General features: G+C 48.3%; 12 protein-coding genes. 6 read left to right on the plus strand and 6 right to left on the minus strand.

The annotated features are described in order from the left end of the window. Positions 1 to 1,380: 1,380 nt before the first annotated feature. Positions 1,381 to 1,695 carry a hypothetical protein gene (locus NC996_RS12310; protein WP_348259994.1) on the minus strand — a complete coding sequence of 105 codons (315 nt, stop codon included), beginning with the start codon at positions 1,693 to 1,695 and terminating at the stop codon, positions 1,381 to 1,383. A gap of 636 nt (positions 1,696 to 2,331) precedes the next feature. Here NC996_RS12310 and NC996_RS12315 point away from each other — a divergent pair. Continuing rightward, positions 2,332 to 2,610 (plus strand): hypothetical protein, encoded by a 279-nt coding sequence (locus NC996_RS12315; RefSeq protein ID WP_190690475.1) that lies wholly within the window; start codon positions 2,332 to 2,334, stop codon positions 2,608 to 2,610. A 9-nt stretch (positions 2,611 to 2,619) separates the two neighbouring features. Here NC996_RS12315 and NC996_RS12320 read toward each other — a convergent pair whose 3' ends face one another. The 4 genes from NC996_RS12320 to NC996_RS12335 all read right to left on the minus strand — a co-directional run bounded on the left by NC996_RS12320 (position 2,620) and on the right by NC996_RS12335 (position 7,974). After that, complete coding sequence (locus NC996_RS12320; protein ID WP_277879780.1) at positions 2,620 to 2,748, minus strand: hypothetical protein; 129 nt, start codon at positions 2,746 to 2,748, stop codon at positions 2,620 to 2,622. A 9-nt stretch (positions 2,749 to 2,757) separates the two neighbouring features. Continuing rightward, positions 2,758 to 6,006, minus strand: coding sequence for a phage/plasmid primase, P4 family (locus NC996_RS12325; RefSeq protein ID WP_190690481.1), 3,249 nt, complete (start codon positions 6,004 to 6,006; stop codon positions 2,758 to 2,760). Positions 6,007 to 6,135: 129 nt separating this feature from the next. After that, positions 6,136 to 6,327 carry a hypothetical protein gene (locus NC996_RS12330; RefSeq protein WP_190690484.1) on the minus strand — a complete coding sequence of 64 codons (192 nt, stop codon included), beginning with the start codon at positions 6,325 to 6,327 and terminating at the stop codon, positions 6,136 to 6,138. A gap of 549 nt (positions 6,328 to 6,876) precedes the next feature. Then, entirely contained in the window at positions 6,877 to 7,974 is a 1,098-nt protein-coding gene (locus NC996_RS12335; RefSeq protein ID WP_190690486.1) for a DNA cytosine methyltransferase, read from the minus strand. Between the two features lie 378 nt (positions 7,975 to 8,352). On the opposite strand from NC996_RS12335, the gene NC996_RS12340 reads away from it, so the two are divergent. The 5 genes from NC996_RS12340 to NC996_RS12360 all read left to right on the plus strand — a co-directional run bounded on the left by NC996_RS12340 (position 8,353) and on the right by NC996_RS12360 (position 13,612). Then, on the plus strand, positions 8,353 to 8,493 hold the full coding sequence (locus NC996_RS12340) for a hypothetical protein (RefSeq protein ID WP_190690488.1): 141 nt from the start codon (positions 8,353 to 8,355) through the stop codon (positions 8,491 to 8,493). Positions 8,494 to 8,915: 422 nt separating this feature from the next. Then, positions 8,916 to 10,874 (plus strand): DEAD/DEAH box helicase family protein, encoded by a 1,959-nt coding sequence (locus tag NC996_RS12345; protein WP_348259995.1) that lies wholly within the window; start codon positions 8,916 to 8,918, stop codon positions 10,872 to 10,874. Beyond that, positions 10,864 to 11,049, plus strand: coding sequence for a hypothetical protein (locus NC996_RS12350; RefSeq protein WP_190690574.1), 186 nt, complete (start codon positions 10,864 to 10,866; stop codon positions 11,047 to 11,049). Before NC996_RS12345 ends, NC996_RS12350 begins: the two co-directional genes overlap by 11 nt. Then, complete coding sequence (locus NC996_RS12355) at positions 11,046 to 13,136, plus strand: AAA family ATPase (protein ID WP_190690501.1); 2,091 nt, start codon at positions 11,046 to 11,048, stop codon at positions 13,134 to 13,136. Before NC996_RS12350 ends, NC996_RS12355 begins: the two co-directional genes overlap by 4 nt. Continuing rightward, complete coding sequence (locus NC996_RS12360) at positions 13,133 to 13,612, plus strand: DNA phosphorothioation-associated protein 4 (protein WP_190690503.1); 480 nt, start codon at positions 13,133 to 13,135, stop codon at positions 13,610 to 13,612. The genes NC996_RS12355 and NC996_RS12360 overlap by 4 nt, the downstream gene beginning before the upstream one ends. Before the next feature lie 440 nt (positions 13,613 to 14,052). Here the strand turns inward: NC996_RS12360 and NC996_RS12365 are convergent, their stop codons facing one another. Beyond that, a complete protein-coding gene (locus tag NC996_RS12365) occupies positions 14,053 to 15,009 on the minus strand; it encodes a tyrosine-type recombinase/integrase (protein WP_190690509.1) in 957 nt (318 codons plus the stop codon). Between the last annotated feature and the right edge of the window lie 21 nt (positions 15,010 to 15,030).

Genomic DNA, 15,030 nt, shown 5'->3' on the forward strand with positions numbered 1-15,030 from the left:
ACGACATGTGCTTTCCGTGAAGCTATATTTCTATACTGACTCTTTGCGATCGCGCTCTAGAGTGCGATCGCCTCCTGCTTCTTGATCAGGCGAGTTGCACTGCAATAGCAATCTCAGCCTCGACCGTAGCCTAGACGCGATCGCCTCCTGCTTCTGGTTCTTGATCAGGCGAGTTGCTTTGCAATAGCGACCTCAGCCTCGACCGAAACCTAGGCGCGATCGCCTCCTGCTTCTGGTTCTTAATCAGGTGAGTTGCACTGCAATAGCAACCTCAAGCCCGACCGTAGCCTAGGCGCGATCGCCTCCTGTTCCTGCTTCTTGATCGGGTGAGTTGCACAGCATCTTAAATATGCGGCTCCCTTAAAGCAGTTGGCAACCAATTCGGAGCGCCGAATTCTTGAGCGATTGCACGGCATTTTAAACGTGCAGCTTCAATGAAGCCGTTCAGGGATATTACGAAAAGCTTACTCCGGTGGTGTTACAACACACCTTCAAGGGGTAAGTGTGTCTTCATCTTTGTCGGGCAAGGACGGCCAATATATATACGGGAAGAATGGAGTGGGTGTGAATCACACTCATATCGTTGAAGCTTGCGATCTGTAGTGGGAAGACCAGAAGAGAGGATTCTGAACAAGACAGTGGAAGTCATCTGGAAAAAACATCCATAAAATCTTTGTCTTCGCGGGGTTGAGTCCCCTGTACAGAGCAGCAGGGAAAAACTTTAGTTAGCTTCAAACAGCCCCAACTCGTTGATGTTGCAGGTTTGCGCCTGTGGGCAGAGCTCCCACAGTGTCATCGCTTAAGAGCTAGTTCACCGCTTCGCGCTTGTAGGAGCTAAACCAGGGAATAAAAATGGTCGGTCTTGCAGTCAGTCTCAACCGAATAAATAAAGCGCTGTAGTATCAACATCGAAATCTACAAGAAGCTCGGAAAATTGCTTCTAGTTTGGGAGGCAGCAGTCCCCAAGTAATTAGCCACTTTATCAACTTCTTTTTCAAATTGGTAAAGCCTGCCTTGAAAAAGGAGTTGTGGATATAGCAATGGTTCGGCGCGGGATAATCGAGCGAGCCAGCAAGCTCTTCTCATTTTTAAAGAAGAGTCGCAGCCAAACTTCACAGTGTAAAAGCCAGTAACCGCCGCTCCTGTAGCTCCCGACTTCGCCGAGAAAGTGGCCCCTGCTCCCCCTGAACCAGTAGCAGCGGTAAATACTTGGGGATACATCAAACCCGACTACGACGCGGATATATGGGAAAACGACTAGCCACCCGCTGACATAGGCTGACAGCAACTGACATTGGAAGACATTGGGTGTCATTGGAAGACATTGGGTGTACAGCAACTGACATTGGATGACATTGGGTGTCATTGGAAAACTATCAATTATCTGCATTTACCAGGAGTTCGATCGTGAGAAAGCAAAAAGTATGGCACGGTGAGTGGGTCGGAGCTGATATCAACCTTGTTAGTCAGCGCCCCAATCGATTCCAACGTATGGTTTCCGAGGCTAATCGCTGTTGGGGACTCTGCCGCCAGCGATTGCTTCCTCAACTCTCGAATCCCTGGCGACAGATTCTGCAATTTCCAATACACCGCCATTCCTGGTCGCTTGCTGCTCCAATTTCCAATTTCCAATTTCCAATACCCAATACCCAATACCCAATTTCCAATTTCCAATTTCCAATACCCAATACCCAATTTCCAATTTCCAATTTCCAATACCCAATCCCAATACCTAAAAACCTCGTTCGCATCCAAGGATGGATTATGTCTGGATGTCTGGATTTCTTAAATTTCTCGGTTTTCTAGCTATCGACGGCACTTTGGCTAGTGCGAACCGACTCTCTCGGCACAACGCGCGATCACCCTGGCTACGATCTCTCCCACGGTCAATGAGTGCGAACCGACAGATCGTCGCAACGCTATCGACCTCAGTGAAACAGCACCCGAAGATGCTGAAGGTTCCCTGGAAGTCGAGCTGGATGAGGAGACACAACCTACGCTCTCACCGTCAGCCTCACCTTCCCCCAACCCGGATCACAGAGATGAATCCGGCTTGGGGGAAGTCGGAGGCTCGTTTGGCTTTACCGCGTTCGCGCTCGCTCCTACTTCTTGATCAGGCGAGTTGCTTTGCAATAGCAACCTCAACCTCGACCGCAACCAAGACGCGATCGCCTCCTGCTCTTGCTTTTTGATCAGGCGAGTTGCACAGCATCTTAAATATGCGGCTACCTTGAAGCAGTTGGCAACGAATTCGGTACACCGAATTCTTAATTCCGTTGCACCGGATCTTCAACGTGTGGTTCTATTGAAGCCATTCAAGGAGATTACGAAATGCTTACTCCGGTGGGGTTACAACACACCTTCAAGGGGGAAGTGTGCCTGAGTACGCTGTCTGCGGGTTTGATATCGCGGCAGCTAAGCCTCAAATATATCCGCCGAAATTCACACAAGCTTTGTGCCACCAAATCTACTGATAATTTGCTTGATTCAAATTCAGATGATGGCACCGCCGACGGTAGCGATCGCGGCTTACTAGGAGTCGGCGACCATGTGCCAATCAAATCTGCTGACAATTTGCTTGATTCAGATGATGGGGTAAAGATACTTTAGAGGCAATCGTCAATTCATGCCAGACGCCATTTCAGGCAGCGATCGCCTTCCCGCGATCGCTGAGTGCGCCCCTAGATTTGCTGCCATTGAATTCAACTCGGTTCGGGTGAGCCGCTCATCAAATTTCCTCATGTACATGGATGTGGGTCATGTGATTGGCTTGAGTTCCCAGTTAGCGATCGCGCTCTCGACTCCTTCGAGTTGGCTGTGTGTTGACCCGGGTATGGTCACGCTGTATCGGATGCCTTCATACATCACTGACTGCCCCACAACAAAAAGCGATTCAGGCTGCTGGTACGGTGTTCTTTTATTGATCCGCAGGGCTTCAGCTTGCCAGTTTCGCTGTGGCTGTGGTTTTGGAATGGGCACGAGCGCTTTCTGGGAAACTTCCGGCTGACGCTCCTGGGGTGGTTCCCCGTCGGAATTCTTCAGCCGCAGAATCCGCTGTCTGTCTTCTGGAGGCAGCCCTAACCATGTAGCCGACTTGATTCGGTTCACCTCTTGTTGCGAAAATTGCCCCTCATAAGCCGTCGCCAAAATCTCAAACACCGCAGCGATCGCCTCACCATCCTCACAATCCGAAAGCATCTGTTGTGCGTCAGTTATTTGCCTAGTGATTACATCCTCTATTGACGGGTTGGGCGCGATTGCATCCTCTATTGACGGATTGGGCGCGATTACATCCTCTATTGACGGGTTGGGCGAGATCGCTTCCTGTTCTTCGGTGAGTGTGACGGATGTGACGGGTGTGACGGATGCTGTGATGGATGCTGGGATTAGCTGGAATCCATCTCCTGCCTTGGTTTGTGGTACTTCTTGTGATGGATAAAAGGCTAGTTTCAACTCCTCAACAAAATCTAAATCTTGATCTTGCCCAAAGCCACTTTCATTTTTAATCAGTAAAGCTTTTTGCGAGGTTTCAAATAATCCATCACATCCATCACATTCATCACCAGCAAGGGTTTGAGCCATCACACTATCCATCACATTTTGGGTTTTATCCATCACAGATGGATCGCTTCCTTTTGGAGAAGTTGGGTGATGTGGCGGTGGGGGCGGCGGCGGCGGATCGCTATCTGGCGGATCTGTTGGGTCTAAACCTGTGATGAGTAACGGATCTGTATCGTTGCCTGTCCGAATCTTCAGCCCTGTAAAGTGTGAGCCATATCGATCTTTGCCTCGCGACACTCCCTGTAACTTCAGCTGCGACCCGCACAGATCGTCAAGCAAAGAGACAAACCGCCTGACCGCGACTGGCTTACTGCCGGTAGCGGTGCTGTACTCGCAGTAGCTTGCGTAAAGCCAGGTATTCACGAACGAATAGGTGTTCTGACTCTCAGATGCCTTATCTCGCTTGGCGATACCGACCTGAGTCCGTTCTCCCAGCCGGTGAATCAGACAGTGATCCGCCCAGTCGGCGATTGGGTTGGTTTCGCAGAGGGTCTCCGCTTTCATCTGAGTCAGGCTTGGTACGTGTTGGGCAGTACGCTTCACCAGATTGGTGACGGCCTCGTCAGACATCGCCAATGCCCAGTTGAGCAGTCCCGGAAGATAACCAACAAACTCCCCTAGAAGTTGCTCGCCACGCATCTCAATCAAGTTGCGCTGCTGCTCAGAAGCAATTTGATTTTTAAGTGGCACGGTGAGCCGTCGTCGTTCTAAGCCGGAAGTGTAATCAGCAGACTGGACAACTTCATTCGCCGCCACAACCACCATTGTCGTCGGAGTGAAGCCGCCCGTACTTTGTTGGAACTTCGCTTCATAGGGCAGCGAATCTCCCCCAGTAATTGCCTTCAGGACAGATACGTTTCCGGCGTATCGCTCGGAATCGGTGATGACGACCAGCCGCTTCCCACGGATACTAGCCGTCTCAAAGCGGTTGCCCTCTAGTCTTTGCAATGTCGTGGTGTGAGTGTTTCGCAGCCCCACCAGCGCCATTGCTAATCGGATATAAGTTGATTTTCCGGTTCCTCCCGGTCCCACCAATTCCAGATACCGCTGGAGGTCTGACCGACCTTTGACGATCGCGTTGAGATAACCCCGTAAAAGTTCGACTAAGGCGCGATCGCCGCCGACTGTCGCGAGCAACCATTCCTGAATCGGGCCACAGGTAGCCACGATGTTGTATTCGTAGGGCAGGCACCAAGTTAGCCGATGCGCCGGGGCATGAGGGAGCAGCTCCATTGTTTCCAGGTTCAATACCCCATTCTGGCAAGGTAACAACCCCGCCGCCTCATTCCACTCGCTAACGGCTAGGTGAGCCTTGAGGAGCCGGACAATTCCGCTAATGAAATCCGCCTTGTAACCGTGTTGTTCGGAGCGGCCAGAGCAGACCTCTGCGATGACAGCTTGCCAAACGAATTCGTCTGCCTGCTGGCTCCAAATTCCATCTTGCGTAGCCCCGTAGCGATACCAGCGCTTAATTTCCGTGTGCCAAGCGAGTTGAGCACGGTATTTCTCTGCCAAGAGAGCGGCTACACTGCCCTGATCGCCGCCTGGTACCTTGTCTTCTTTTCCTTGGGAGCGAGAGCGATCGCGCTTACCACTGAATTGCCGCTCTAATTTTTGGAGCCATTCTTTGTAAGGGATGCTCTCATTTACCTTCCGTTGAAATTCCTCTTGCCCGTGCGCCACGATGTAATCGTCCAATCCTTTGCCATCTGCTTCATCCCACAGGGTGACATATAACAAGCACCCTTGGCGCTTTAGCACGGTTGCTAATCGCTTCAGGGCATCTGCGACTTCGGGTTTGCGTACTAAGTCCGCATCGAATCCGAGATACACCGGACGCCCTGGAACTGCAAACTTTGCCAGAGTGGGAACTAACCGGCCTTTGGATAATCCCATCTCTACACCCACCAAAGCGAGCGCCGCTAGTCCCATACTTAATGCTGCCCCACTTTTTTTCCCCCCCTCAGTCACCAAGATGGGGATACTGGGGTCGTCTAATACCGCAGCCCAATAGTGAGGATCGGGATGGGCAAGGCAGAGTGCGTCGTAGGGTACTTCTTTCGGGGTCAGGTACTTTGCGGGTTTATCCTGATCTGGAAATGAGATAGGAGTGTCGGGCTTGAACTGCCCAAATTTAGAGCGTTCCCCAGTTCGAGGATTGATTCCCGATGCCCACCATCCGGGCGTATGTCGGTATGCTTTCCATCCCAAGCGTCGGGCGATTTCTTGGGAGTCGTCCAGAGATTCGATTGCTAGGTTGGTGATTTCCTCGGATACGCCACTGCCAATTATCCATTCTTCCTGATGCCTTGCCCTGCATACCTTTACTGTGACTGGTAAGGCTTCTAAAGAATCTACACTCACCGGATCAAGATTGGGCAACAATGATGCCGAGGAAGAATCTTTTACAAAAACTACTGATGCGAATTGTCTGGTGTCTGACATAGAATGATATCAACGTTACCCGATCCATATCTGTCGGGTAGATTGCTCCGTAGTCCACGCATCGGGTCTAAGTTCCTAGGCCGAGAGCCGGTCGCAGTGGGTTGACAAAAAAATGGAACGCCAGCGGTTTTAAGCCGCTGGCGTTCTGCTTTGGAAACTGAGTGAATCTAGTGCATCTAGATATTTTTCTAAGGCAGTGCCTAAGGCAGTGCGAGTCATTTCTGATTTAGACACATTCAAACCGTTAGCTGCGTTTTGCAGGCGATTAAATTGCCAAACATCCAAACGTTGGGTAAATCGAATGGGTTGTTCTTGCGCCACCTTGTTCGCCTCCAGTCTGATTGTCAAACCTGAGCTAATTATAGGAAACTGTGTGGCGCATTCGTTGCAGTTGTTGGTTTTGGGGTGTCGATGTCACTAGCGCGACCGCTCTTCTCCCAAGAAGCGAAGCGAATTCAGTTCAATCTACTCCTGGGAGGAACTGGCGCTAAGAAAAGCTGTGATTCAATCAGAGGTAGCACTGCAAGCTTTTAGATTGTGTCGCCAAAAGGCTGAATGGTCAGGCGAGAAAACTGAACACCTCATCCTTTGTTGGTCGTGTCTACTCCATGTGTGGCAAAGTCCCTAGCATTACCCTTAGCGGCGGTTTTCAGCACTTAGCGCGATCGCTTCTGTTGTCGTCTCTGTTTCAAATCCTCCGCCAGTCGAATATCCACCCGTTCCCCTTCCTCTCAAGCAACGCCATCCGGTTTAACTAGACGTTGTGCGAGTTTTTGGAGTTCTAGATCACAAGCGAGATCGCTTTCTGGCAAGGTCCGTATCAGAGTCCGTTTCTTTTATTGACCATTCCGATCCACCTTGAGCGATCGCTCAAGGTGAGTAAAGCTGCTGTGCAAAGTGCGGCGGCACGCTATAACCCAGAAGCGAGCCTGCCACATCGATTGATTCGGGTAAGTAATACCAGTTAGGGAAACCTTGAAGCCGCGCTGCTGCTTCCACCGTTAATCTCTTAACCATGCCATTTGAACACCACAAATCAATAAACCGGCTGCGAACATTTTGCCTCTGGTCTGTAAAGATGGCTCTCTTAATCGTCCAGATTGGCTCCGTGGGTTCCCTCAGTTTTGGTAAAGCGTTCCTAAACCCAATGCGCTCAATCAGCAGAGCTGGAACCTCTGGACAAATCGCTAGCTTCTCCTCAAGTACCTTCTGTTGATTTGGGAGAAGTTGAGATGAGGGCAGCGATGGGATTAAATCTTTAACAAACTCATACCAGCCCACCCGGCCTTGCTTGGGCGGTAGCCCAGGCGCTTTTCCTCTTGCGGCTTTGACAATTAATCGCTTTCGAGACTGAGGAACCCCATAATCTGCCGCATCCAGCACCGCGGCGGTTATCTCATATCCCAACGCTACAAGCTCATCCTGAATAATCTGCCATGATTTGGATTGTCTATATCCTGATACGTTCTCCAGCGTGAAACATTTGGGCTGCAATACCCGTATCGCAGTGGCTACAGCAGTCGCCGCTTCCAAATCCACTGGTTGCTCCGTACCCTTTCCCAGCGCCTTACTAAAGTTTGAGCAGACCGGAGAAGCGTGCAAATAATCCGGCTGGGGGAATCCGGGAAAACTACCATCAGCGAGTTCTTGAACCGTTTGTTGAACGACCTTCGTGCCATAGGGTTTGAAGTTCAGCGATAACGAGGCAGCAAGTGCAGCAGAGAGTTCGGTTCGACTGGGGTCGCATTCCACACTCAAGACAGGTCTAACGCCAGCCATGACCATTCCAGCTTCTACACCACCGCCTCCGGCAAACAGTACAACAGCCGTTGGAGCATCATTCGGTAGGGTGGGAGCATGACCTAAATATTTGAGTACCTTTTGGCGTTTTTGGCCGGCAGCGGTTTTATAAGTTTCGACTAGGTAACGGTAAGGTTGACCTTTAATAATTTTAGTTCGGATAAACATGAACGGAGTGCCTAACTATAGGGCTATGTTAGGCATTCTACTCATCAGTTGGGTTCGGGTCAATCAACTGGAGTGCCTAACTCTAGGATTATATTAGGCACTCTATACGACGGATGCCGATTCAACTGAAACATCGTTCCAGCTCTTCGGTGGGATCTGAAGGTCGTGAAACTAGAATTCGGTTCACCGGACTGAAATATGCAACGCCTGAGAAGCGAAACCTAATCAAACTACACGAGGCAACGAAGCCAGTGAAAGCGCGATCGCTCACCCGCCAACAACACTCAACTGCACCAAACTCAGCAGCCAACGACTCAACGAACGAGAAAGGAATAGACAAGCGAGACTCAGATCCGACAAAACCTCAGCAACTAGACGATGACCGAGGCCGCTGGAGCTGCCTCCAAGCGGGCGGGGAATGCCGAGCTGCAAGCAATGGCGAGTCACGAGACCGCAGGCCTTGCAGGTGTTGAATGGAGTAGCGATCACATCCTTGACGAATATGCCTGCAATCCCTAGAACTACGTGACAGCAAGACGAGCTGAAGTTATCTGTAATCTTAAAAAATATTGAAGATCAATAGAGTAAAGCATTTAATTAAGCTAAGTTGGACGCTCAATTTTTGAACTTATTGATATTGTTGCAACCGAAAGATACTTATTATTATTTGGAGAAAAATCTATTTTCCTTAAAATTTTTAGTAGGAGTAATCGACCTTTATACAAATTTATGGCGTGCGAAACTTGGAGGTTCAGTTGCCTTTGTCGGATCTAGCGCTTAGCCTTCAATACCGTAGCGACCAAAACGTTCTTTCCCGCGATTTGTATGAACGGTGTTTACAACACAGCTCAGTTTTTATGCGTGCTGTTGGATTCTTCTCGTCAAGTGTTTTTACTACTTGTCCTCAGGCATTTCACTCATTCTTCAAGTCAAATGGTCGAATGCAGGTTGTCTGCTCTCCAATCCTTAGTAGAAAAGATATCGATGCTCTCCAGCGTGGGTACCGAGACCGACCGGCTCTGGTGCGTAAGCCTCGCTTAGATATACTGCTTGGTTCTCCCAAGGAAGTGAAGAATGAGCTGGGTGAACTGCTTGCTTGGCTTGTTGCCTCTCGCCACTTTGATTTGAAGGTTGCTGTAGTTCAAGATGGCTTTGGTCAAGCAATCTACCATGAGAAACTAGGAATTTTTGAAGACAATAAGGGGCACCGTGTTGCTTTTACTGGCTCCGTTAATGAGTCTAAAGCAGCACTTCAAGACAACTTTGAAGTGGCAGATATCTTTCGTTCTTGGCAACCTGCTGATGAGCGCCGCGTTGCTCGTAAGGTTGCAGACTTTCAGGCTCTTTGGAACTCTGAAACTTCTGGCCTAACAGTATACTCTTTTCCCGAAGCTGCACGTCTCGGTTTACTCCGCCCTCGTAATTCCTCTGAATCTATCGAGTATTTAAATTCAGAAGATAGCCATCAACTTCCTCCTGTGATTGGTCAACTGCCCGGTCTGGAGGAAACACTTGGCATTCCTATTGAACTGAATTTGCGATCGCACCAAAGCAGAGCTATCCGAGAATGGTTTGAGAAGTCGGGGCGTGGAATTTTTGAAATGGCAACTGGTAGTGGTAAAACGATAACTGCTCTGGCTACTGCTGCCAAGCTTTATGAGTCCATCGGAGCGCCACTGCTAATTGTCATTGTCTGCCCTTATCTCCACCTCGTCACTCAATGGATTGAACAAGCTAGACGATTCGGACTCGATCCGCTTCCCTGTGCAGTAGCCCGATCGCGATGGCAGGAAGAGTTCTCTGTCCGCTTATACAATATGGCAGTTGGAAATCGGCTCCTTTCAAGCGTCATCACGTCAAATGCTACCTTCTCCTCTGAAGCATTTCAGAGCCTATTACGCAGATTCCCAATTCGACTGCTTTTAATTGCTGATGAGGTTCACAATCTTGGTGCAGAGCAGACAAAGGCTAGCCTGCCTCCAAACGCTGCTTACCGTTTGGGTCTTTCTGCTACCCCTGAGCGTTGGTTTGATCCAGATGGAACACAAGCACTGATTGACTATTTTGGCTCAACACTCGTTCACTACACGCTAAAGGAAGCTCTAATAGATGGGGTTCTCTGCCCGTACCGCTACTATCCGCAACTCGTTCAATTGACTGATGAGGAATTCGATGAATATTACGAACTAACTGTGAGTATTGCTCGCTTATCTGGGAAAGATAAGAACATAGAGCTATCCTCTCGGCAACTTGAGGCTTTACTGATACGACGAGCACGTTTGATTGCTACAGCGAGTGGAAAGCTACAGGCACTGGAGTTGCTCCTTACTCCCCGGCGACAAAGTACACACAACCTTGTCTATTGCGGTGATGGCACTGTTGAAGTACCCAGTGAGCAATCTGTAGAACGTCAAATTAATGCCGTTACACGTCTTCTGGGAGCAGGCTTAGGCATGACTGTTTCAAAGTACACAGCTGAGACACCATTAAGCCGTCGAGAGGTGCTACATAGTCAGTTTGCATCGGGAGAGGTTCAATGCCTCGTTGCTATTCGCTGTCTGGATGAGGGAGTTGATATTCCTGAAATACAGCGAGCCTTTATTCTTGCTAGCAGCTCAAATCCACGCCAGTTTATCCAGCGTCGCGGTCGTCTACTACGAACTTCTCCAGGTAAGCAGATAGCAGAGGTATTTGACTTTGTTGTGGAGCCACCACTAGAACTATCTATGCCTGGAACACCTTATTATCCTATTATTCGTCAGTTGGTTGGTAAGGAATTATTGCGAGTGATTGAATTTGCTAAGCTCGCAGTTAATGGACCTGAAGCCCTCCATCAGCTATTAGATTTAAGGAACCGATTAAACTTATTAGATTTAGGAATCGAGGAACATGACATCTGAAGCAGGGCAAAAGCCAATTACAGAGCAAGTACGCGCTATTATCGAAGAATTAAGCAGTGAAGAAAAACAGTTTCTCAGTAGGGTTGTAAAAGCTGAAAGAGCAAAACTTCACATGAGAAACCCAAGACACATAAATGATGATATTTGGTCGGCTATTACTGAGGTTATTAAATGATTTTTGAAGAACTTAGAGTTGAAAACTTTCGTCAGTTTTGCGGAATACAAACAGTTTATTTTGCGACTGAAAAAATCAAAAATGTCACCGTATTTCATGGATTCAATGGTGCAGGAAAAACAACACTACTCAATGCTTTTATCTGGTTATTGTATGGGGAATTTTCTCCAGATTTTGAGTGTACGGAACATCTAGAGAATGAGGTCGTTTTTTCTCAACTTCCTATCGGTGGAGAGATACCAGTTTCAATTAAAATTACATTTCAAGACCGAGGAAAGCGCTATAGTGCTGAACGACGGCTCGTAGTTGGGAAAGATGATTCAGGTAATCGTAATATTCGTTCCCCCGAAACTTTGAAATTGAAATTTATTGATGAAACAGGTGAAGTTCGAGAACAAGATAATCCACAAACTACTTTAGAGCAGCTACTACCAAAGCCACTTTACCCATTCTTTTTGTTCAACGGTGAAGGTATTGAGAGACTTGCTAGCCCAGAGGCATACAATCAAGTAGAAGAAGGAGTGAAAGTCCTTCTTGATATTGAACTTTTTGATAGAGCAATTAATCATCTTGATGGTGAAGCTGCTCGCAGACTTCGTCAAGAGATAACTAATCATTCTGGAGAGGAAGGACAACAAGCTCGTGAAGAACGCGACCAGATTGAGGCTAATAAGATAAAAGCTGAACAGGAGTTAGAGCAGCTAATTAATAATCAAAATGCTCTCCTGCAAGAGAAAGAGGTAATTGATTCAAAGCTAGCTGCGATGCCAGAGTTAGCTAAATGGCAGGCTGAGCGTGAGGCAGTAGAAAGGGAAACCAAGTCGGTTGAGCAACAGCTGAAACAGCATCGGGATGATATCGCTCGCATTCTCTCTCGTCATGGCTATCTTGTTCTGGCACCAGATGTTGTGAAGAAAGCTCAAGAAGTTCTAAAAACAGCTCATGACAATGAGGTTTTACCTATCCGCATTAAACGTCAGTTTGTGGATGAACTTCTGGAAAATCAGACTTGTATCTGTGGCAGGAACCTAAAACCTGAAGAAGAGCCATATAACTCCGTTATGGCTTGGCGTAATCGTGCTGGTTGTGCATCTGAAGAGTTAGATACTGCTGTGAAAGTGACAAGTTCAGATTTGCCACCACTACTCAACCGTCGGGAACAGGCATTGTCAGAGATTGATACTCGTCAAAAATCGCGAGACGAACTTCGGCAACGTCGGCGTCAACTAGAAGAACAAGCAGATGAACTGTCATCAAAAATAGGAAACCGCGAACACGGTGAAGACCCTGCTAAACTTGAATCTCGTCGGAGACATATCGATACAGAGTTAGGCAAACTTAAACTCAGCATTCATGAAAAAGAAAAGCAAGTGGCTGTTCTAGACGAGCAGATTCATCAGAAAGATATTGAAATCAAGAATTTAGATAAGGCTGATGCTCAGGGAAGGTTGGCTCAGCGCCGTTTTGCAGCTTTATCTAATGTAAGCTCTGCACTACAGAGAATCAGAGCATTACGGTATGAAGAACTACGAACTGACCTATCACAGCGACTGGGTGAAGTATGGAGCAATATTGCCATTAAGGACTATCAAGCAGAACTGAATGAGCAATTTCATCTCCAGCTAACAAAAGATATTGGTGGCACTATAGAGCCAGTACGTGGTGCTTCCACTGGTGAAAAACAAGTTCTCAGTTTAGCTTTTATCGGTAGTTTGGTGGATAAGGCTCGTGCCACCTATGAAGAAGCAGGTAAAAGAGGAAGAGAAGCAGCTCTCTTTCAAGGTGGACTCTATCCATTAGTGATAGACTCGGCATTCGGTAAACTTGAATCGGAATATCGCCGGGATGTAGCCAAGTGGATGCCTACACTCTCACCGCAGATAATCGTTATTGTCTCTGAGTCACAGTGGCGACGGGAAGTTGAAGAAGAACTACAGCAGCGAATTGGTCGTCAATGGGTATTAAAGTGTGTAACTCCAAAAGAGCGGTCTGAAGAAAACATCACTTTGCGTGGGCGTGAATATCCATATGTAGTTAAGTCTGATGATGGTTTTGAAAAAACAATTTTCGTTGAAGTTGAATTATGAACGAAACAAGACGTATTCGACCTCCTGCAAGGTTTGATGATCTGATTGATAAGTTAGTGTTTCAGAAAGATAACTCTTTTGAAACGAAGCAGGCATTAATGATGTTTGCTGCTGCCATTGGGTACTCTATAGTTGGGAAGCGTGAGCCTATTGAGAAGGCTGGAGAAGGAATTGACTGGGGTATTTTTGAACGAAGACAGGATACATCATTCATCTACGCCCTAGCTCTAGCCGATAAAGAGTCTATCGCAATACTTGGTCAGGAAAATCAGGATGAAGATGATCTCATCACAATCTTTGAAGAGTATGCGGCGGCTGGACTTCAGTACATCAAAGAACACTGCGTTGATGTCCCTGGAAACGCGCTTGACAACCTTTTATCCCTTTTAGCCGACGCACGTATGAGGCACTCCGATCCGCCACCTGGTTTGGAGGGTCTCACAACAGTAGAGCTTGAATTACTTGGTGGGATTTGAGGTATAATCTAAACGGTTTGTAACTGACGGGTACTGGTATTAGGCTTCGCAGACCATTAAGGGTATTTTGTGCGTTAAAAATTTTGGTTGCGAGTTAAAGCGCTTCATTTTTGAGCAATCACGTGTCTGCATTGACGATTTGCCGTCCTAGGTGCTTTTTAACTCGTGACGAAAAGAATATTCCGTTACCAGTTTTCTGAAGTCGGTTAGCTTAGGGTACGTTAACTTCGGTATCCATTGCCTAAGCCTACTGACAGGGCTTTCAGGCTATTTGCAGTTAATTTGAGTCACGATTAATGATTGCAAGCTGGTTGCAAATAATGTGAGCCAGAGCACGGTTTCAGTTGCAATTAATCTGAGCCAAATGGGCTTGGAAAGCGAGTTGGAGTGTTCTTGTTTACAAGCCACTACATATATAAGCACAGAGAGCGATCGCACCCTCACCCCCGCCGAGTATAGGGAATCTCCAACCGCTCCACAGCTTTACGCTTCGTCTCTTCTCCGCGTCGGTCATACTTCGCCGTCGTCACTGGTGATGCGTGTCCCGCGAGTTTCTGCACCGTGACAATATCAGTGCCAGCATCGAGGAGGTCTGAGCAGAACGTCCTTCTAAAATCGTGGGGCGAGAACGCCGCTACAAGAGCTTCAGTAGCGCGTTTTTGCACAATCAATAACACAGCCTGGGGAGTCATCCGCCGCAGTTCCACCCGTCCGCCTTTCCTGATAGGACACAAAAGCGGACCCGGTAATTTACCTCTGACGACAAGCCAATCTTCCACGAGAGCGATCGCTACGTTCGGCAGATACACCGTCCGGTCTTTCCCGCCCTTCCCGTCGCGCACTTCCAGCTTAGAGCTGTTGGCGTTAAAGTCTTTCAAGTCCAAGTTGACTGCCTCAGCCCGACGCAATCCAGCGCCGCGCAGAATGGCAATTAACGCTGCATCTCTGGCACCCGTGGCAGCCGGGTCATCCATACACATCTTAAAGAGCGCTGCAATCTCATCTTGAGAAAGCGCACGTCCTCTGAGTCCCTTTCTTACCCCTACGCTAGGGAAATCCACAGCTTTTGCATAATCAGCCGCATCCATCAAATCCAATCTCAGCGCTTCTTTGAGCACTCTTCTCAACGCACACAGCATCTTATTCGCTGTCGCTGGGGCGTATCGTTTCATCAGTGCCGTGCGGATAGCCGCAGTGTTTTGATACCGCAGCGCTGCCCAATTCAGTGTCATCGCATCGCACTGATTGTTCGTCAGGAGAGATGCGATCGCATCGAGTGCGTGCTGCATTGTCGGTCTGGAACCATCTGCCAGCCCATCCAAATACACCGCTGCTGGGTGTTGAGTCAGTGGCAGCGGTGCTGTTAACACCAGAGTTTTCGCGGCTAGGCGACTCATTTACTTATCAGAAGTAGAATT

Origin of the sequence: Trichocoleus sp. ST-U2, from assembly GCF_039961875.1 — a bacterium.
Classification (GTDB): domain Bacteria; phylum Cyanobacteriota; class Cyanobacteriia; order Cyanobacteriales; family FACHB-T130; genus FACHB-T130.